The 21454-nt window shown below is 67.6% G+C and carries 7 protein-coding genes; 5 read left to right on the top strand and 2 right to left on the bottom strand.

All coding sequences use genetic code 11. From position 1 onward, the window contains the following. Window positions 1–14: 14 nt before the first annotated feature. Both KME82_RS13080 and KME82_RS13085 read left to right on the top strand, forming a co-directional pair. A complete protein-coding gene (locus KME82_RS13080) occupies window positions 15–12119 on the top strand; it encodes a non-ribosomal peptide synthetase (RefSeq protein ID WP_215498904.1) in 12105 nt (4034 codons plus the stop codon). A gap of 170 nt (window positions 12120–12289) precedes the next feature. Continuing rightward, window positions 12290–12508: an MbtH family protein gene (locus KME82_RS13085; RefSeq protein ID WP_215498905.1), complete on the top strand. Its 219-nt coding sequence runs from the start codon at window positions 12290–12292 to the stop codon at window positions 12506–12508. Window positions 12509–12703: 195 nt separating this feature from the next. On the opposite strand, the gene KME82_RS13090 is transcribed toward KME82_RS13085, so the two are convergent. Both KME82_RS13090 and KME82_RS13095 read right to left on the bottom strand, forming a co-directional pair. Further along, the gene (locus KME82_RS13090; protein ID WP_215498906.1) at window positions 12704–14053 is read right to left on the bottom strand and encodes an alpha/beta hydrolase; all 1350 of its coding nucleotides are present in this window, start codon (window positions 14051–14053) and stop codon (window positions 12704–12706) included. A gap of 122 nt (window positions 14054–14175) precedes the next feature. Next, entirely contained in the window at window positions 14176–18420 is a 4245-nt protein-coding gene (locus KME82_RS13095; protein WP_215498907.1) for a polymorphic toxin type 46 domain-containing protein, read from the bottom strand. 675 nt (window positions 18421–19095) lie between these two features. Here KME82_RS13095 and KME82_RS13100 point away from each other — a divergent pair. The 3 genes from KME82_RS13100 (at window position 19096) to KME82_RS13110 (ending at window position 21396) form a co-directional block, all read left to right on the top strand. Further along, on the top strand, window positions 19096–20496 hold the full coding sequence (locus KME82_RS13100; protein WP_215498908.1) for a trypsin-like serine peptidase: 1401 nt from the start codon (window positions 19096–19098) through the stop codon (window positions 20494–20496). A gap of 183 nt (window positions 20497–20679) precedes the next feature. Beyond that, a complete protein-coding gene (locus KME82_RS13105; RefSeq protein ID WP_215494438.1) occupies window positions 20680–20937 on the top strand; it encodes a DUF3653 domain-containing protein in 258 nt (85 codons plus the stop codon). A 228-nt stretch (window positions 20938–21165) separates the two neighbouring features. Continuing rightward, window positions 21166–21396, top strand: a complete 231-nt coding sequence (locus KME82_RS13110; RefSeq protein WP_215494439.1) for a hypothetical protein — start codon at window positions 21166–21168, stop codon at window positions 21394–21396. Window positions 21397–21454: the final 58 nt, after the last annotated feature.

The raw sequence follows: 21454 nt of genomic DNA on the forward strand, positions 1-21454 counted from the left end.
GAGCGGCGCAAGGCGTGTCGACGGCGACCCGCGCTGCGCTCGGCGGCGAGGCCATTCCGCCGGCGTTGCGCAACGGCGCACGACTGCGCGCCACAGCCGCGACCGGCCTGGCCAGCGCGCGCGCGGCTGCAGCCGCGGCAACTGTCCTGATCGCGCGCGGCGAGCGCCAACACCGATCGGCGCGCGACGCTGCCCCGACGCGCTCAGCAACTGCGCGGCCGCAGCTGCGAGCATCGCCGGCGCTCTACATCGCGCGCGCGCGCGCGCCGCCCCCCTCGCTCGCCCGCGCGCCCGGCGCGCCCGTAGCGGCGACCTGGCGCGGCGCCCCCCGCCGCGACGACGGCCAGGTCAAACTGCGCGGCTTCCGCATCGAACTGGGCGAGATCGAAGCGGCCGTGGCCGACGCGGGCTACCCGCACAACGCGGTTGCGGTGCGCGAGGATCGGCCCGGCCAGCGGCAATTGATCGCCTATCTGGTGACCAATGCCGACGCCGCGACCGTCGCCGCCGATATCGAAGCCCTGCGTCGGCGCCTGGCGAGCAGCCTACCCGAGCATATGGTGCCCGCGGCGTTCGTCACGCTGGACGCGCTGCCGCTCACGCCCAACGGCAAGCTCGATCGCCAGGCCCTGCCCGCGCCGGAGGCGAATAAGGACATCCGACTGCCGCGCAATGCGCTGGAGCAATCGCTGTGCGACTTGTTCGCGGGAGTGCTCGGGCTGGATCGAGTCGGTATCGACGACAGCTTCTTCGCCCTGGGCGGCGACAGCATCAGTTCGATCCAGTTGGTCGGACGCGCCCGTCAGGCCGGCCTGCGCTTCAGCGCGCGCGACGTATTCCAGCACCCGACGGTGCAGGCGCTCGCGCGCATCGCCGGCACCCGCGAGCCCGCCGCCGCCGCCGTGCCGCAGCAAGCTCCGACCGGCGTCCTGCCGGCCACGCCGATCATGCAATGGCTGCTCGAGCGCGAAGGCCCGTACCGGCACTTCGCCCAGGCCATGCTGCTGCAAGTGCCGCAACTGCGGCGCGAGCCCTTGCTGGCCGCGCTGCAGGATCTGATCGAACACCACCATGCCTTGCGCATGCAGTTGCGCGACGGCATCGCGCAGATCGATGCGGCCGGCAGCGTACGCGCGATCGATTGCCTGGAGACCGTGCCGCTGCACGCGCTGAGCGCCGATGCGCGCGAACGCCTCATGCACGAGCACATGCGCGCGGCGCAACAGCGGCTCAATCCCGACGAAGGCCGCATGCTGCAAGCGGTGTGGTTCGACGACGGCGTCGATTCGCGATTGTTCCTCGCCGTGCATCACCTGGTGGTGGACGGCGTGTCCTGGCGCATCCTGGTGCCCGACTTACAGGCGGCGTGGGAAGCGCGCGCAGTTGGCCTTGCGCCCACGCTCGCACCCGTGCCGACTTCGTTCCGGCAATGGGCGTTGGCTCTGCCCGAGGCGGCAGCCGCGCGCCGCGACGAACTGCCGTTCTGGCAGGCGATGCAGGACGGCGAAGATCCACCGCTGACGCCGCGTCCGCTCGATGCCAAGCGCGACACGCTGGCGACCCAGCGCAGCCTGTCGCTGCGTCTGGAACCCGATGTGACGCGCCTGCTGCTGACCCGCGCGCCCGAACGCATCCGCGGCCGCATCAACGACGTGCTGCTGTCCGCCTTCGCGCTCGCGCTGGCCGCATGGCGCCGTCGTCAGGGCCTGGGCGATGTCGACGGTGTGCGTTTCGATCTGGAAGGCCATGGCCGCGAGGCCGTGGTCGAGGGCGCCGATCTCAGCCGCACGGTCGGCTGGTTCACCAGCCAGTTCCCGGTGCGGCTGTCGCTGGCCGGCATCGATCAGGCCGCCGCCTGGAATGGCGGCGCCGCGCTCGATGCCGCGCTCAAGTCGGTCAAGGAGCAACTGCGCGCATTGCCCGACAACGGCATCGGCTACGGCCTGTTGCGTTACCTCGACGCGAGCGGCCGCGCCGCGCTGGGCGGACAACCCGCCGCGCAGATCGGCTTCAACTATCTGGGCCGTTTCGCCGTCACCGAGCACGGTCAGGCCGACGCGGCCTGGACCCAGGCCGACGCCGCCATTGCGAGCGCGGGCGACGACGAGGTGCTGGTCCACGCGCTGTCGCTCAACGCCACCACCGAGGACCGCCGCGAAGGCCCGGTGCTGTGCGCCAACTGGAGTTGGGCCGGCGAACTGTTCGACGAGCGCGCCATCGGCGAACTCGCGCAGAGCTGGTTCGAGTTGCTGCGTCAGGTGGCGCTGCGCGCCGCGCAGGACGAGCGCATGCTGTTCACGCCGTCGGACCTGCCGCTGATCGAACTCGACCAGCAACGCATCGAAGCCATCGAGGCGATCCTGCCGCCGCTGGCCGAGATCCTGCCGCTGTCGCCGTTGCAGCACGGCCTGTTGTTCCATGCGCTCTACGACGAGGACGCCCCCGACGCCTATCTGGTGCAGCAGGTGTTCCGCTTCGAAGGCCGGCTCGACGCGGCGGCGATGCAGGCCGCCGCCGATCGCCTGCTCGAACGCCACGCCAACCTGCGCGCGGCCTTCATCCACGACGGCCGCTCCAGGAACGTGCAGGCCATCGCGCGCGTGGTCAAGGCGCCGTGGCGCAGCGTCGACACCGACGAAGAAGGGCTGCAGACGCTGTTGCTGCTCGACAAGCAGCAGCGTTTCGAACCGTCGCAGGCGCCGCAGTTGCGCTTCACCCTGGCGCGCACCGCGCCCGATATCCATTACCTCGTGTTCACCAGCCATCACATCCTGCTCGACGGCTGGTCGATGCCGATCGTGCTGCGCGAGTTGCTGGCGATTTACCACGATCGCGGCAGCGACGCGACATTGCCGCCGGCACCGGCCTACCGCGATTACCTGGCCTGGATCGCCGCCCAGGATCGCGAGGCCGCGCGCGAGGCCTGGCGCAGGGAACTGGCCGATCTCGACGAACCCACCTTGCTCGCGCCGCAGGCCTCGGCCGAGCCGTGCATGCCGCTCACCCACGATCATCGGTTCTCGCGCGAGCTCACCCAGGCCCTCAACGCGCAGGCGCGTCGCCACGGCCTGACCCTCAACACCTTGCTGCAGGCGGCGTGGGGTTTGCTGCTGGCGCAGGCCACCGGCCGCCACGACGTCGTGTTCGGCATCACCGTGTCCGGCCGTCCGCCCGAAGTGGCCGGCGTGGAACGCATGGTCGGCCTGCTGATCAACACCTTGCCGCTGCGTCTGCGCATCGACCCGGCGCAATCGCTGGGCGCGTGGCTGGACGACCTGCAGGCGCGCCAGGCGCGGCTGCTCAACGAGCAGTTCCTGGAGCTTCCGCAGATTCTGCGCGACTGCGAGCACGCCGCGCTGTTCGACACTTTGATGGTCTACGAGAACTATCCGTTCGACCCGAACGACCGGCGCGCACTGGAAGCCGACAGCGAACTGCGCATCAGCATGGCCGACGGCCATGGCGGCGATCTGTCGCACTATCCGCTCAGTGTCTCGCTGTTGCCCGGCGAGCAGTTGCAGATGGATTTCAGCTACCGGCCCGATGTGTTCTCGGTCGCCGATCTGCAGGACCAGATCCGTCGCTTCACCCGCCTGCTCGAAATCCTGGCCGGCGATCTCACCGTGCCGGTCGGTCGGCTGGATCTGCTCGAGGCGGGCGAGCGCACGCGCCTGCTGCAAAACGGCGGCGCCGAACTGCGCGAGCTGCCGCCCGGCGGCCTGCACGATCTGTTCGCGCAAGCCGCCGCTCGCACGCCGCAGGCCACCGCGCTGGTGTGCAACGGGCAGTCGCTGGATTTCGCCGAACTCGACGCACGCGCCAATCGCCTGGCCCATGTGCTGATCGCCCGCGGCGTCGGCGCCGAGGACCGCGTCGCGCTCGCGCTGTTGCGCACGCCGGACATGATCGTGGCGCTGATGGCCGTGCTCAAGGCCGGCGCCGCCTATCTGCCGCTGGACATCGAGCAACCGGCCGAACGCCTGCACGAGATCCTGGACGACGCTCTGCCCGCGGTCGTGATCGGCACGAGTGCAGGCACGCGCTCGCTGACCCAGGACGATCGCGGCCGCGAGCTGCCCTTGCTGATGCTCGACAGCGCCGACACCCGCGACCTGCTGGCCGCGGCGCCGTCCCACGCGCCCAGCGATGCCGATCGCCGCCGCCCGTGGTCGCCGCTGCACCCGGCTTATGTCATCTACACCTCCGGTTCCACCGGCAAGCCCAAGGGCGTGGTGATCGCTCATGACTCGCTGGCCAATCTCTATCACCATCACAAGCAGGTCCTGATCGATCGCGAAGCCGCCTTCGCCGGCGGTGCGCGCATGCGCTTCGCCCTGACCGCCTCGATGGTGTTCGACACCTCGATCGACGCGTTGCTGTGGATGGTCGCCGGCCACGAACTGCATCTGATCGACGAGCAGGTCCGCAAGGACACGCAGTGGCTGGTCGACTACGTGGTCGAGCACGCCATCAACGGGATGGACATCACCCCGTCGTTGTTCGAACTGCTGTTGCAGGACGGCCTGCTTGATCGCGAAGACAGCCAACTGCACTGCGTGATGCTGGGCGGCGAAGCGGTCAACGACACCCATTGGCGCCTGCTTGGCGAATCGCAGCACACGCGCGGCTACAACCTTTACGGCCCGACTGAATGCACGGTCGATGCCTGCTTCGCGAGCATCGAACCCGGCAGCCGTCCGGCCATCGGCGCGCCGGTGTGGAACAGCCGCGCCTATGTGCTTGATGCGCGCCTGCAGCCGCTGCCCGTCGGCGTCGCCGGCGAGCTGTACCTGGCCGGCGCGTTCCTGGCGCGCGGCTACCTGGATCGTCCGGCCTTGAACGCGGAACGCTTCGTCGCCGATCCGTTCGCCCATGGCGAGCGCATGTACCGCAGCGGCGACCTGGCGCGCTGGCGCAGCGACGGCCAATTGGAATACCTGGGCCGCAGCGACAACCAAGTCAAGATCCGCGGCCACCGCATCGAACTGGGCGAGATCGAGGCCCGCATCGCCCAGGCCGGCTACAGCCAGAACACGGTGCTGGTGCGCGACGACCAGCCCGGACGCAAGCAATTGGTCGCCTACATCGCCGCGGCCGACAGCGCCGGCGTCGATGTCGAGGCGCTGCGTCGGCAACTGGCCGCGCAACTGCCCGACTACATGGTGCCGGCCGCGTTCGTGCGGCTGCCGCAGTTGCCGCTCAACATCAGCGGCAAGCTCGACCGCAAGGCGCTGCCGGCGCCGGACTTCGCCTCCGCCAGCGTGCGCGCGCCGCGCGACGCGAAGGAGCAGTTGTTCTGCACCCTGGTCGCGGAAGTGCTGGGCCTGGAACGGGTCGGCATCGACGACAACTTCTTCACCCTCGGCGGCGACAGCATCAGCTCGATCCAGTTGGTCAGCCGCGCGCGCAAGCAAGGCCTGGTGATCACCGCGCGCGACGTGTTCCGCCAGCAGACGGTCGAGGTGCTCGCGGCGACGGCCGTGCCGCTGCCGCGCACCCAAGCCGCGCCGCTGGAAGCGCCGACCGGAAAATTCCCGGCCACCCCGATCATGCATTGGCTGCTGGATCAGCCCGAGCTCGCCGAGTCCTTCAATCAGTCGATGACCCTGCCGCTCAGCTTGGCCGACCTGGCCGGCGAAGCGCTGACGCATGCGCTGCAGGATCTGCTCGATCATCACCATGCGCTGCGTTTGCGCGTGGACGCCGGACGCCAGTTGCAGATCGCCCCGCAACGCACTGTGCATGCGCAGGACTGTCTGCGTCAGGTGTCGCTGGCGGGCCTGGATTCCACTGCCCGCCGACGCGTCATCGAGGAAGCGCAACGCACCGCTCGCGAAGACCTGGCGCCCGGCGAAGGCCGGATGTTGCAAGCCGTGTGCTTCGTCGACGGCGACGACGCGCAACTGCTGCTGACGATCCATCACCTGGCCGTGGACGGCGTGTCCTGGCGCATCCTGCTGCCGGACTTGCAGTCCGCGCTGGACGCGCGCAAACGCGGTCTGGCGCCGCGCCTGGAAAACGCCGGCACCTCGCTACGCCACTGGGCCATGCAGTTGCCGGCGATCGCGACCGCGCGACGCGGCGAACTGCCGCTGTGGCAATCGATGTTCGCCGGCGACGACCCGGCCTTGAGCGAACGGCCGCTCGATCCCCGGCGCGATATCGGCGCCACCCAGCGCACACTGACCTTGCGCCTGGACACCCAGACCACCCAGCAACTGCTGACCGTGGCGCCGACCCAGATCCGCGGCCGCATCAACGACGTACTGCTGACCGCGTTCGCGCTGGCGCTGATCGACTGGCGCCAGCAACGGCTCGGCGCGACGAATTCGTCGCTGCGTTTCGATCTGGAAGGCCATGGCCGCGAGGCCATCGTCGAGGGCGCCGACCTGTCGCATACCGTGGGTTGGTTCACCAGCGAATTCCCGCTGCAACTCGATCTGACCGGATTGAATCTGATTGAGGCGCTGCGCGGCGGCCCCGCGCTCGAACACGCGCTCAAGCGGGTCAAGGAACAACTGCGCCGACTGCCCGACAAAGGCATCGGCTACAGCCTGCTGCGCTATCTCGACGAACACGGACGCGACGCACTCGCCGAGCGGCCGTCGCGTCAGGTCGGCTTCAATTACCTGGGCCGCCTGCAGGCGGTCAGTGACGCCGGCGACGACGAACGACAGCTCGACCCGCCACAAACCGAAGCGCCGAACGGCGAGGACGCGACCTGGCCGCTGTGGCATGTGCTCGGCCTGGACGCGGTCACGATCGACCACGCCTGCGGCCCGATGCTGCACGCCACCTGGAACTGGGCCGGCGAATTGTTCGACGAGGCGGCGATACGCGCGTTGGCGCAGCGCTGGTTCGAACTGCTGCGCTGCATCGCCGAACGCGCCGCGCATGCCAAACCCGGATTCACCCCGTCGGACCTGCCGCTGGTCAAGCTCGATCAGGCCCAGATCGAAGCGATCGAAGCCAGCCAACCGCCGCTGGCCGAGATCCTGCCGCTGTCGCCGCTGCAGCACGGCCTGCTGTTCCACGCGATCTACGACGAGGACAGCGTCGATGCCTATCTGGTCCAGGAGGTATTCCGTTTCGACGGCGCGCTCGACACCGACATGCTGCGGACCGCGGCCGACCGATTGCTGGAACGGCACGCCAACCTGAGCGCGTCGTTCCTGCATCGCGGCCTGCCGGAAGCCGTGCAGGTGATCCCGCTCAAGCCCAAGGCGCCGTGGCGCCTGGTCGACAGCGACGAGGCCGGCGTACCGGCGCTGCTGCGCGAAGACCAGCGGCGCTTCGATCCGTCGCAGGGCCCTCTGCTGCGCTTCCTGCTCGTGCGCACCGCGCCCGAGTGCCATTACCTCGCGTTCACCAGCCATCACATGCTGCTCGATGGCTGGTCCTCGCCGATGGTGATGAAGGAACTGCTGAGCCTGTACTACGCGCGTGGCGATCGCTCGGCGCTGCCGTACGTGACGCCGTACCGCGATTACCTGGCCTGGGTCGCCGCGCAGGATCGCCAGGCCGCGCGCGATAACTGGCGGCGCGAATTGGCCGACCTCGACGGACCGACGCTGCTGGCGCCGCAGGCATCGCCCGAACCGGTGATGCCGCACACCCATCCGCACGATTTCTCGCGCGAACTCACCCAGGCGCTGACCGCGCAGGCGCGCCGCCACGGCCTGACCATCAACACCCTGTTGCAGGCTGCGTGGGGTTTGTTGCTGGCGCAGACGACCGGACGCCAGGACATCGTCTTCGGCATCACCGTCTCCGGCCGCCCGCCCGAACTGGCCGGCGTGGAACGCATGGCCGGCCTGCTGATCAACACCTTGCCGTTGCGGTTGCCGCTGGACCCGGCGCAGACGCTGGGCGATTGGCTCGCCGCGCTGCAGGACCGGCAGGCGCAGCTGCTGGACGCGCAGCATCTGGGACTGAGCCAGATCCTGCTCGACAGCGGCCACACGCGGCTGTTCGACAGCTTGATGGTGTTCGAGAACTATCTGATGGACGCCGACGATCAGCGCCTGTCGAATGCCGACGGCTCGCTGCGCATCTCCATGGTCGACGGCTTCGGCGGCGACAAATCGCACTACCCGCTGACCTTGCTGTCGATGCCCGGCGAATGGGTGAAGTTGAATTTCAGCTATCGCCCGGACGTGTTCGCCAAGGCCGACATCCAGCGCTTCGCGCGCCGCTACGAACGCATTCTCGAACAGTTGGCCGGCGATCTGGGCCTGCGCGTGGGCCAGCTCGATCTGCTGGAGGAAAGCGAGCGTGCGCAGCTCGAAAGCTGGAACGGCGCCGAGCATCCGGTGATGCCCGAAAGCGTGGCCGCGTGCTTCGAGCGTCAAGCACGCGCCACGCCGGACGCGGTGGCGCTGGTGGCCGGCGAACTCACGCTGAGCTATGCCGAACTGGACCGTCGCGCCGAATCCCTGGCGCAGCGGCTGATCGCGCGCGGCGTCGGCGCCGAACAAGGCGTGGCGCTGTTGCTGCGTCGTTCGCCCGAGTTGGTCATCGCTACGCTGGCCGTGCTCAAGGCCGGCGCTTACTACGTGCCCCTGCACGAACAACATCCGGACGAACGCCTGGCCCTGCTCCTGGCCGAGACAGATGCCGTGCTGCTGATCGCCGATGCCGGTCTTGAAGGACGGAATCTCGACCTGGCGCCGTCGCAGGTGTTGCGCCTGGATCTGCCCGACGACGAGGCGGCGCAGGCCGCTGCCACGCCCCTGCCCGTCGCCCATCCGCGGCAACTGGCCTACGTGATGTTCACCTCCGGCTCCACCGGCCGCCCCAAGGGCGTCGCGGTGGAACAAGGCGACATCGTGGCCTTCGCTCGCGACCGCCGCTTCGCGCGCGATCACGAAGTCGTGCTGCTGCATTCCCCGCACGCCTTCGATGCGTCGACGTATGAGCTGTGGGTGCCGCTGCTCAACGGCGGCCGCGTGGTGGTCTGCACGGTCGACTCCGGCGACGGGCGCCAGATGCAGCGGCTGGTCGCCGAACACGGTGTGCGCAGCATGTGGCTGACCGCGGGCCTGTTCCACGAATTCGTCGAGTCGATGCCCGAACTGTTCGCACCGCTGGTGCAAGTATGGGCCGGCGGCGACGTGCTCTCGGCCGATGCGATCCGCCGTCTGCAGGCGCGCTACCCCGCGCTGCGCATCGTCAACGGCTACGGCCCGACCGAAACCACCACCTTCGCCCTGAGCTGCGCGGTGCCCACGCTCGCCAGCGACGCGGCCAGCGTCCCGATCGGCGCGCCCTTGGACAATATGCGCGTCTACGTGCTCGACGGCGCGCTGCGGCCGGTGCCGCCGGGCGTGCCCGGTGAGTTGTACATCGCCGGCGCCGGCCTGGCCCGCGGCTACCTCGGGCGGCCGTCGTTCACCGCCGAACGATTCGTCGCCAACCCCTACGCGCCCGCGCATCACCGCGGCGAGCGCATGTACCGCAGCGGCGACTTGGTGCGCTGGCGCGCGGACGGCCAGATCGAATTCATCGGCCGCAGCGACCAGCAGGTGAAACTGCGCGGCTTCCGCATCGAGCCGGGCGAGATCGAAAACGTGCTGCAGTCCTATCCTGCTGTGGCCCAGGCCCTCGTGCAGGTGCGCGAGGACGTGCCCGGTCACAAGCAACTGGTCGGCTATGTGGTGCTCAAGCAAGGCGGCGGTCAGCGCGATGCGGCGCTGGAGACGCGCCAGGTCGACGAGTGGGAATCGCTGTATCAGGAGCTTTACGACGACGACACCGTCGATGCGCAGGCGCCGCAGTTCGGCGAAGACTTCCGCGGCTGGAACAGCAGCTACACCCAGACCCCGATTCCACTGGAGCAAATGCGCGAATGGCGCGCGGCCACGGTGCAGCGCATCCTCGCGCTGCGTCCGCGCCGGGTGCTGGAAATCGGCGTCGGCAGCGGCCTGATCCTGGCGCCGGTGGCGCCGCAGGTGGAGACCTACCACGGCACCGATCTGTCGCGCGCCACGGTCGAGCGCCTGCAACGCCAGCTCGCGCAACGGCCCGAACTGGCGGGCAAGGTGCAACTGCACACCCTGCCCGCGCACCGCACCCGGCAAGTGGCCGCGTCCCTGCCGACGCAGGCTTACTACGACCTGATCATCGTCAACTCGGTGCTGCAGTACTTCCCCAGCAGCGACTATCTGCTGGAGGTGATCGAGCAGGCGATGGCGTTGCTGGCGCCGGGCGGCGCGCTGTACCTGGGCGACGTGCGCAACCTGCAACTGCTGCGCAGCTTCGTTAACGCCGTGCAACTGCATCAGGCCGGCAACGACATCGACGCGACCACCCTGCAACGCCGTATCGATCAGACCCTGCTGACCGAGAAGGAACTGCTGCTGGCGCCGGAATTCTTCACCCAGTTGCCGCAACGCCTGCAAAGCATCGCCGCGGTCGATATCCAGACCAAGCGCAGCCGCCACGACAATGAGCTGAGCCGTCACCGCTATGAAGTGGTGCTGCGCAAGCACGGCCCCGAGGTGCGTTCGGCGGCCGCGCTGCCGACCCGGCCGTGGTCCGCCGCGCTGCTCGAACCCGATGCGTTGGCCGCGCAGCTGGCCGAGCATCGCGCCGGACTGCGCATCGTCGATGTTCCGCATCCGCTGCTGCAGCCCGAGCTGGATGCGCTGCAGCAGTTGCAGGCCGGCCGGCGCATCGCCGAAGTCCGCTCTCGCCTGCTGGCGGCGCAGACGCGCGAATTGCCGCCGGTCGAGGCGCTGCATGCTCACGGCGAAACGCTGGGCTGGGACGTCGCGGTCACGTGGTCGGCGCCCGAACGCGGGCTGGAAGTGCTGTTCCTGCCCAAGCACGACGCCGAGACGATCTGGACCGACATCCATGTACCGGCCCACCCGCGCGATTTCGATGCCTGCGCCAATAGCCCGGGCAGCTTCGATCGCCTGGTCGATCTGCGCCAACATGCGCAAAAGCATCTGCCCGACTACATGCAGCCGCTGCTGGTGCCGCTGCCGATGCTGCCGCTGACCCCGAACGGCAAGGTGGACCGCAAGGCCCTGCCCGCGCCGGAGTTCACCTCCAGCCATCGGCGCGCAGCCACGACACCGCAGCAGCAGGCGTTGTGCGAGCTGTTCGCCGAAGTACTGGAACTCAACGAAGTCGGCATCGACGACGACTTCTTCGAGATCGGCGGCCACTCGCTGCTGGCCACGCGTCTGGTCGGCCGCATTCGCCACACCCTAGGCATCGAAGTCTCCGCACGCCTGCTGTTCGAATCGCCGACGATCGCGGCCTTGTCCGAACGCATGGCCGAGCCGCTGCAGGCGCTGTCCGCGCTCGAGCCGGTGGTGGCGATCCGCGCGCAGGGCGATCTGCCGCCGTTGTTCTGCCTGCCGCCGGGCGGTGGCCTGGGCTGGTGGTATCGCGGCCTGACTCGCTATCTCGACCCACAGCGTCCGATCTATGCGTTGCAAAGCGCCAGCCTGATCGATCCCTCGGCGCCGTTGTCGGCCAGCGTCGAGGAGGATGTCGCCGCTTACCTGACCCAGATCCGCGCGATCCAGCCCGAGGGGCCGTATCACCTGCTGGGTTATTCCTACGGCGGCGCGACCGCCCTGGAGACGGCCCTGCGTTTGCAACAAGCGGACCAGGAGGTCGAACGGCTGGTGATCCTGGATTCGTGCATACGCACCTCGATGCCGGGGTTCGATCCCGCCACCGCGCCGACCGGCGACTACCGCGCGAGCATCCTGCAAGGCTTCCTGGAGAACATCGCCGGCTGCGATATCGGCGATTACGATCCCGAATCGCTGGACTTCGAAAAGGCGACCGAGCTGCTGAAATACAGCATCTTCTCCGGCTTCGACGCCGGCTTGCTGGAGCGCTTCGTCGCCACCCAGAACAACGACTCGGACCTGCTCAACTACTACACGCCCAGCGGCAAGTTCCGCGGCGACGTGGTGTTCTTCATCGCCACCCAGGACAGCCAGGGCGAGGCTTACGTACTGGAGCCGGCCACCTTCAAGCACAACATCACCGGCGCGCTGCGCACCTACGACATCGATTGCCGCCACGACGAACTGACCCACCCGCAACACCTGGCGCGCATCGGTCGCACGCTGGCGGAGGACTATCGCCTATGACGACCCGCGGCGACGACGCGCATCGATGCCGCGTGCCGTGGCCGCGGCGATTGCTCATTGCGTCGCCATGCGCCATCCCCGCATCCCGACATGGGATGTGGATTTTTCCAATGGCCGCCGCTTCAGGACGGGCCACCTGCTTTGCCATCCACTTTTAACCGGAGAACGCCATGACCAATCCCTTCGAAGACAACAACGGCAGCTTCCTCGTCCTCGTCAACGACGAAAACCAGCATTCGCTCTGGCCGCAGTTCGCCGAAATCCCGGCCGGCTGGAAGCGCGTGTTCGGCCCGGACCAGCGCCAGAGCTGCCTGGACTACGTCGAACAGCACTGGACCGACATGCGCCCGGCCAGTCTCGCAGCGCTGGACGCGGCCCACGCATCCTGAGCCTGGCCCGCTTCGCGTCGGGGGTGTGCATGCCAGCTTGAACGCCCTGCGATGCCATCGGGCGTATCGGACCTGGCCGAGGCCGATTCGTGCTTCCAGCCGGCGACGGCGTTTTCGCCGTCGCCGTGCGCGCGATCCGCGGCGCCCACGCCGAAAAGCCGCCGATGCCCAGCGAGAGCCCGGTTCTTCCGCCGTTCAATCCTGCTCCTGCTGTGTCGAATCCTCAGCAGTCCCGCAGTGCCCGCCGTAGCGCTGGACGGCGACGAATCGATACAGGAAGTCGGAGAACTCGTCGCCCCAGATTTCGTTATGCCCCGAGATGATTCCCTTCTCCACCCCGACCACCATGTAAGGATTGAAACGGGCCGACTCCAGACTCGACTGCGAGCTTTCAGGCTTCGCCGGAGTTCGTGCAAGCGCAACCGCTCCGACGTTCCACCGGTTACTTGTCCCGATGCTGTAAGCCTTCCAGGCGCAAGCGAAGTCCTTGAAGTCGACCGTCGCCGGCGTGGCGAGCTGCATCAGCGTGTGGGTGCGATACGGGGCGTAGTGACCGATCGCCTGAATGTTCTGGCGCCTCTGTTCGGGCGTGCTGTGCTCGGAGAACAAGGTCGCCAGCGCGCGTCCGGCCGGGAAGGCCCGCTTGGTCGCGGTATCGGCCTGTGAGGTGAAGATCGCCAGGATCGGCATCTGTCCGGGCTTGAACGTCATCCCCGAGGCTTTGCGCTGCAGTGCGTTGAAGCGCGCTGCCTCGAATGCGGGATTCACCAGCACGACCAGGTCGGCGGCGTTGCGCGCGACCGTCCCTTCCTTGTTGGCAAATGCGGTGTCGCGAATGAGTAATTGGTTGAGCGAGTTGTAGACCAGCGCGCCGCCGAAGCTATGGCCTGTGACGATCAGGCGATTGTTGCGCCGGGTGGCTTTGATCTTGGCCAGTTCGGCGAGCACCTCGGTGGCCCCGTCGGTGCCGACGCGATGCGCGCGCCCTTTGCGTCCCCAGAATGTCAGCGTCTTGAACGGCTCGACCTTGTTGGACAAGCCTCGCCAGCCCAGGTACATCCCGACCACCTGGCGCGGCGCGCATGCCCTGTTTTCGCAGGCCTGCGCGTCGGCTTTGGCTATCTTGCGCAGAAACTGCGCGAACGCCTCCACGTTGCCGTCGTCGGGAGCGGCATTGTGCTTCCATCCGTGGGCGAAAACGACCATGAGGACCGGGCGATCGCTGTCTATCGCACGGATCTGCCGCATCAGGTTTTCCTTGCTTTCGGGCTCGCGCAAATAGCCTTGGTCGTCGAATTCGACATAGCCCAGCAATACCGGCGGGGACTTCGACGGCGTTTCGCCCACCTGGTGCAGTACTTCCTGCGGGCAGTCGCCCTTCGCCTCGAAGATGCAGTAGTCGCTCGTATGCAATTGCGTCCGATACGTCCGTCCGGAAACGCAACCGGCGTTGATGCAGGCCACCAGCAACAGGCAGACCACGCCGAGCCGATGCGAGAGACGCCCCACTGTCCTGTCGGCCATGTCCTTTCCCCAGTCGTCCATGCGTACTGGGGTTAACGCATGAATAGCTGCGGTGCGGACAGTTCGATTCGTCGCGGTTCCCCGCTATAAAGGGGAAACCGCGGTGGTGCCAGGTCGTCAGCGACGGCGACCGGCGACGACGACTATCGGCCTCCACCCAGCGGCCAATCCGGCCAACCCGATGCGTTGGGATCGGGCGCCTTCGTCGTCCATTGCCCGGTTTGCGGATCGATGTACCAGCGGCCGACGTCGGCGGGAATCTCGGGCACGCCGTCGGGGAAGCGTTTGTTGAAGCTCTCCTCGACCGGGCCCATGGTGTGGCCGACCGGGAACTTCGGCGGCAGCATCTCGCGATGACCCAAGGCATCGGGCATGCCCGGAATATGGTCCTGCAACCAGTTGAGTTCGTCGTTCTTGACCAGGTAGGCGCGCACGATGCCGCCTTGCTCGGCGAAATACGGCGCGAGGTCGCGGCTGTTGGCGAAGGTTCCGCCGTCGGGCGCCTGCTGCACGCCGCCATCCTCACGGAACAGCGGATTGTTGCGGGCCAGATTGCGCGGATGCACGGCCGCCGGGTTGAACACGATCGCCGGCAGATGCCCGCCGCCCACCGCCATCGCGGCCTGCGAGGCGAGCCCGCCGCCGAGCGAATGGCCGGTCAATACGAGATTCTCGCCATAGGTTTCATAGGCGCGACGGGTCAGATCCACCGCATGTCGATACTGCGCGGTGTCGAAGCCCAAACCTTGTGCAGCGTCGGTGTAGATGTCCTTCAAGGCGGTCCGGCTGGTCGGCGCGGTGCCCTTGAACGCGAGCACGAACTGGCCCTCGCCGTTGGTGTACAGGCCCGCGCGCAGTCCCGAGGAATGGTTGAAATCCGCCGGGGTGAAACCGGCCGGCAGATCGGCGTCGGCGACTTGGCGGAAGCTGCCTTCCAGAGGGGAACCGTCGGCCTTGTAGACGTGCTTGGCGACTTGCAGCAGATCGCCGTCCAGCCGATGCGGCGTGGTGCCCGCCATGTCGTCGGCGAAGGATCGGCCCGGCGGCACCTGATAGGCGCCGGTCGCGCCGGCCGGCGGCACGCCGTCCGGAGGATCGACGCCCTTGGCCACGGGCTGGAAGGGATCGTTCTTGCCGGCATAGATCTGCAGGCGGCCGCCTTCGGTCGGCATCGACAAGCTGTTGTCGGGTATCGCCCAGGTATCGTCGATGCGATTCGCGGTCGACACCAGCACTTGAGTGTCTTCAGTCAGCACGTAGCGCGTGGACACCTTGGACACGATGCCGTCGGGAGTGATTTCCGCGGCATATTTAGGATCGACGCCGACGTGCGGCTGGCCCTGGATGTCGCGCACGCGGCCGTAGACGCCCGGACCGGGGCCGATATCGGCGATGCCGATGTCGGTGGGACGGGCGCTGTCGCTGAAGGAGAAGTAGTTGCCCTTCGGCCCGCCCGGCACCTGCCACTGATAGACCTCGGTGCCCTTGGGCAAGGTCCGCACTTCCACCGGGCGGGTGAAGTCGATGCCCGCCACGTGCGAAAGATCCGCGGGCTTGCCGGTCGCACGCTCGTAGAACGAGATCGCCGTCGCCTGGCGCTGGGCGATGACCTCCGCGGTCGGCGCCGCGTCGAGCGCCAGTCGCTGCGGCGCGCCGCCGAGCACGCCGCGCGGCGGCGGCAGATCGGTGATGTTGTAGACGCCGTCGGGGCCTTGCGTCGCCAACCGCGGCTCGGTCGCCGGCGGCGTTACCGGGCGGCCTTGCTGATCGATGTAGCGCAGCGGGCTGTGGGCCACGTCGTCGACCGCCCCGGCCGCGCCGGGCAGCTTGATCTTGGGAATCTTCAGCGGGATGACCAGCGAGGCCACGTCGAAGGTGACGTTGCCGAGCGCTTCGCCGTAACGGCCGTCGTTCCAGGCCTTGCCGATGTGATCGAACATGTGCGGCAGGCCTTCGACCATCGCCTCGCCGGTTTCCATGCCGCGCTTGGCGCTGGGCAGGAACGCCGGTGCGTTGCCGCCGCTGACCTGATCGACGAGCACGCCGGTGCCGCTGAGGTCGTACGCGGTCCTCGCCAACGCGCCCAGGCCGACGACGAAGCCCACCGCCGCGTCCTTGACGCCGCCGCCGAAGCCTTGCAGCTGGCCCATGAAACTGGTTTCGCCGTTGCCGCGCACATCGGTGATCAGCTCGCGCATCTGCGGGGTGAACGCCTCGTTGCCTTCGGTGGCGCGGCTGATGATGCTGTCGCGCAGCCAGTTCAGGCGCGCGTCCGGATCGGTCTTGACGATCTGGCGGATCAGCGCCGCCTGGCCGTCGGCATCGAGCGAACCCATTTCCTTGACCAGCGCCTGCACCCGCTCTTCCTGGTTGTCGACCATGAAGCGGCGAACGCCCGCATCCATCACCCGATCGCGCGCGGCGAGCACGGCGGGACTCTTGTCGGCCGCGGTCTCCAGGCGATCGCCCATGAGCGTGTTGTAGGTGTCGCCGTCGATCTTGACCGTCTGCTCGGTAAAGGTCTTCACCCCGGCGTCGCGCGCGCTGGCCAGATGTTCGTCGCTGAGGAAACCTTCGGTGAACGCATCGCCGTGCATGCGGTTGTACAGCGCCACGAAGCGCGCCTGCGCGGCGGGATCGGCCGCGCGCGCCTGATACTGGGTCATGAACGCCTGCAGCTGCCCGGCGTTCTGCTGATCGCTCGTCGCGGCCAGTTCGCCGTATTCGCCGGTGTAGTTGTCGCCGTTGGCGTTGTACTGATCGATGTCCTTGATCGCCTGCAGATCGGCGGCCTTGGTGCCGGGCACGCCGGTCATGATGTCCAGGCCGCCGTTTTCGAGCTGGGTCATCTGCTCGGGCGAGAGGTTCTCCAGGATGCCGGTCTTGAACCACGACTGGCCCATGCCGGGATCTTTTTCCTGCAGCGCCGACATCACCATCTGCTGCGACACCGGGTCGAGGTCCTGCAGCGTGTCGAGCGCGTAGTTCAGGCGCTTCTCGTAGTCGTCGCGCCACATCGTGCGGTCGCCCTGATCGAGAATCTCGTCGGCGACCTGCCCCGCTCTGCCCTGATCGATGCGTTCGCCCTTGAGCGAACCCAGTTCCTTGACCACGCTGCCGTCGGCGGCGGTCTGGCGCACGCCAATCGGCTGCTGCTGCGCGTCGTATTCGGTCACCACCTTGCTGCCGTCGGCGTTGGTGGTGGTATCGCGGCGGGTGACCACCGGCAGGCCGCTGACCGACTCGTGCTGGGTGGTCTGCTGCAGCGCGCCCTTGGCGTCGTAGGCCTGGGTCGTGGCGAGTTTGCCGTCGTCGCCCAGCGAGTACACGGTGCGCCGTCCGTCCGCGGCGGTGTCGACGACCTGCTTGCGCCCGTCTTCGCCGACCTGCTCCGTGCGCGCGACGCCTTTCTGCTCGAACACGACGCTGCCGTCCTGCGCGACCAGCTTCTGCGACAGCTGCGCATCGGGAATGCCCTGCGCTCCGGCCGGCGCCGCATGCACCTGGTACTCCATGCGATAGCCGCTGTCGTAGGCGTGGGTCACGGTGCTGACGCCGGGCTGGCCGGCCACCGGGGTGGTGGTGACCTTGCTGACCTCGCCGGTATCGAAGGTGGTCGCACCGTCGGCCGACACTTCGCGAATCCGCAGCGGCTGCGGCCCGGTGATGTCGGCGCCGTTCTCGCGCAGCGTCACCGACTGGACCTGATAGCCCTGTTCGTTCGGGATCACGGCATGCTGCACGATCCGCGCCGGTTCGGCCGCGGTGCCGCCGTAGGCATCGGTGACGACCGCGCTCTTGCCGTCGGGACCTGGCTGCACCGTGCGTTGCGGAAGCCCGCTGACCGTCGACACGCCGTTGTCGACGACGCTGCGGCTTTCCAGCGGCACCGCGGCGGCGGGCCCGGTCGCCTTGGGATCGAACACCTTGGTCGTCACCAAGGCATGGCCGTTGGCGTCGAGCCCGTCGGTCTGGACGATGCGGGTGCCGTCGGCGTAGGTGCTCTCGCGCACGGCGGCGCCGTCGGGCGTCTGCGAAGCGCGAGTGTTCGCCGGCGGTTCGGGCTTGTACTGGGCGGCGACGTTGTCGGCGTCCAGTCGCGCCTGCGCCTGGTCGTAGGCGCGGTTGATGGTGTGGATGTCGCCGGTCCGGCCTTGTTGCGAAGCCTGATCGATCGCGCTGCGGCGGCTGTCGCTCAGGTTCGCGAGGGTCTGCTGATGGGTCGGCCCCTGCAGGGCGCCGCCTTTATCGAAATTGGCCTGCGCGAGCGCGTCTTCGGGCTTCTCGATTTTGACCGGAGGCTTGACCGGCGGCTTGACCGACTCGGGCGGAGGCGGCGGAGGAGGCGGTGGCGGCGGCGGAAGTGGCTTGATTTTGTCGTCGCTCATCGGGGCTTTCTCCGTCTCGCACCTGCGGGTTTGCCATTGCAGCGGTGCTCTTGGGCTACACCGCCGTTCAAGCAATCGTCTGTCGTGCCTCGCGTTCGTGCATTCATGCGGGCGTAGCAGGCAGGCAACCGCGATGCCGCGTGTGCCTGCACGCAGACTGCAGAGTTGCATTGCCGACGATGCCCGTTCAATACGGGGCGACCCTAGGAAGTCCCCATTGCGATACACGTGTTTATCTAATTGAACGAAGGCCGGCCGAGTCGCCGCACCTGCAATGGCCGCCGCCAATGGCCGCCGCACCCTCACCTTCGCTCACGACGAACTCAGCCGTCGGACCGCGGCATCGCGGCGTCTAAATACCTGAACGATTTTATTTCCGCTTGCGTGATACGAGTCCGGAAGCCGCGTGCGCACGGATATTTTTCGCGTTGTTGTGCAGCGCGGCCTAGGCATACGGTGCGCTGTGGCCGCCGAGCCGGGTCACGTTCGAGGTCGCCGGCCATCGGCGCCTCGCGCAATCGAGTGCTTTCGTAATCGCCGTTCAACAACCGTCTTTCAACTGACCGACTCCCCTCGCCGGCCTCGCCGCCCATTCGGCCTGGTTTGCCGGATGCGCATGCCTGCGTCGCGGACAAGGCCTCATCCCTGCGTCTATTTTCTAGGAAGGAAAGAGCCATGAAACGACTGTACGGTTCCCTCGCTTTGTTGTCCCTTTCGATCGGCGCCGCGATCGCCGCGCCGGCCACGCTGCCGGCCGCGTTCGATCATCCCAACGTATCCCCGCTGAGCAAGGTCGCCGTGCGCACGATGCCCGCGGTCAATGTCGACAAGTTGAAGGCCGAAGATCTGTTGCGCGACAAGCGCGGCGATATCCCGCGCTTCGCCTTTCCGATGACGGTCGACATGACCCCGCTGAATTCCGGCGTGTGGGAAACCCTCGACGCCGAGCACGTGGTCTGGCGCCAGCGCGTGCGTTCGGACAAGGCGATGTCGTTGAATTTCGGCTTCACGCAGTACTACATGCCGGCCGGCGGCCGCATGCTGATCTACCCGGCGACCCAGGAAAAAGGCGGCGACCGCGATCTGATCCGCGAGTACACCGACCGCGACAACAATGAGTTGGGCCAGTTGTGGACGGCGATCGTCCCGGGCCAGGAAGCGGTGATCGAAGTGGTCGTACCGCGCGCCAGCGCCGGCCAGCTGAAACTGCATCTGACCAAGGTCAATCACGACTACGTCGGTTTCGGTCCGCTCGCGCGGCGCATGGCCGAAGCCAGCGGCGAGAAAGGCGTGTCGGGTTCGTGCAACGTCGACGTGGCCTGCCCCGACGGCACCGCCAACAGCACCATCGTCCGCTCGGTCGGCGTGTACTCGAAGAACGGTTCGCTGGCCTGCACCGGCTCGCTGGTCAACAACACCGCCAACAACAAGAAGATGTACTTCCTCACCGCGCATCACTGCGGCATGACCACGGCGGCGGCGGCGGGCAGCATCGTCGTGTACTGGAATTACCAGAACTCGACCTGCCGCGCGCCCAACACGCCGGCCAGCGGCGCCAACGGCAACGGCTCGCTGGCCCAGAACCAGTCGGGCTCGACCTTGCGCGCGACTTCGGCCAATTCCGACTTCACCCTGCTGGAACTGAGCACCGCGGCCAATCCGGCGTTCAACCTGTACTGGGCCGGTTGGGACCGCCGCAACCAGAACTTCCCGGGCGCCATCGCGATCCATCATCCGAACGTCGCCGAGAAGCGCATCAGCCTGTCGAACAGCTCGACCTCGTTCGTGGCCTGGGGCGGCGGCGCCGGCACCACCCACTTGAACGTGCAGTGGCAGCCCAGCGGCGGCGTGACCGAGCCCGGCTCGTCGGGCTCGCCCTTGTACAGCCCGGACAAGCGCGTCATCGGCCAGTTGCATGGCGGTCCGTCGAGCTGCAGCGCCACCGGCACCAACCGCAGCGACCAGTACGGCCGCGTGTTCACCTCGTGGACCGGCGGCGGCACCAATGCCACCCGCTTGAGCAACTGGCTGGATCCGGGCGCGACCGGCGCGACCTTCATCAACGGCATCAACTGATCCGGTGGTGATGTTGCTTATGTCCCACTGACGATCGGGTCGCCGAGTCGCTCCTGCCGGAGCGGCTCGGCGAGTTCAAGAAAAATCACGATGCCGGCGGGGATCGTGAAGCACGGGCATCGACACCAAGCCGCCTTTCCTTCATGAGCCTCGACCGAGATCTCTGACCGAAGGAGAACCCCCATGAATATCGACCTGGACGAAGAATGGTCGGGCTGGCGCCTGCGTGGGCGTTACCTGATTTCCGACGACGGCCTGCGTATTCCCATTGCCCGGCTACGCGGACTGTTGTGGCGCGAAAAAATGGAGCTTCGCCGCGACGGGTATGCCTCGCGCCGAAACGCCGAGCAGGCCAGGCTGGCCGCCGGGCGCCAACCCAGGATCAAAGTCATCGTCATCGATCTGGCCGAGTACCGGCTCAACGGCCTGGCCGCCTCCTGACGGCTTGAATTGCGCGCCGTCAGGTCGCCGTCAGGTCGCCGGGGCGGGCTTGTGCTCAAGGTCGCTCGTGGATTTCGCCGGCCTTGCAACCGTCAGGTTCCCGAAAGGTACGGCGGCCCTTCGATGTGGATGCTGGCCCCAACCACCGGCCAGGACGACGCCGGTGCGGCTCGCACCGCAAGGCCGGCGAGCACGAGTCGTCTCATCATCCAGATCGAGGACAGCATCATGTCGACCATCAGCTACGCCGGATACGGCGTCTGGAACAGCACCAACGACGTCACCAGCAAGGTCACGCAGCAGTACGCCAACAAGCAGCGCGAGTTCTTCGCCAACAACGGCGACTACGGCGATCCGGCGCCGGGCGAGCGCAAGTACCTGTACATCGTGTGGAACAACAACGGCAGCTCCAGCGGCGTGGTCGGCGAAGACGACAGCCGCGGCATCATCCTTCCGTAATCCGCGGCGGCGCGGCCGCACGCTTGAACTGACTTCGTACAACGCCGGGTCGGCCTGG

The sequence above is a fragment of the Lysobacter capsici genome (assembly GCF_018732085.1).
GTDB classification, from domain to species: Bacteria; Pseudomonadota; Gammaproteobacteria; order Xanthomonadales; family Xanthomonadaceae; genus Lysobacter; species Lysobacter capsici_A.

Excerpts from the sequence above, each read along its gene's own strand:
- KME82_RS13085 (WP_215498905.1), top strand. The coding sequence starts at position 12,290 with ATGACCAATCCCTTCGAAGACAACAACGGCAGCTTCCTCGTCCTCGTC.
- KME82_RS13090 (WP_215498906.1), bottom strand. The coding sequence starts at position 14,053 with ATGGACGACTGGGGAAAGGACATGGCCGACAGGACAGTGGGGCGTCTC.
- KME82_RS13095 (WP_215498907.1), bottom strand. The coding sequence starts at position 18,420 with ATGAGCGACGACAAAATCAAGCCACTTCCGCCGCCGCCACCGCCTCCT.
- KME82_RS13100 (WP_215498908.1), top strand. The coding sequence starts at position 19,096 with ATGAAACGACTGTACGGTTCCCTCGCTTTGTTGTCCCTTTCGATCGGC.
- KME82_RS13105 (WP_215494438.1), top strand. The coding sequence starts at position 20,680 with ATGAATATCGACCTGGACGAAGAATGGTCGGGCTGGCGCCTGCGTGGG.
- KME82_RS13110 (WP_215494439.1), top strand. The coding sequence starts at position 21,166 with ATGTCGACCATCAGCTACGCCGGATACGGCGTCTGGAACAGCACCAAC.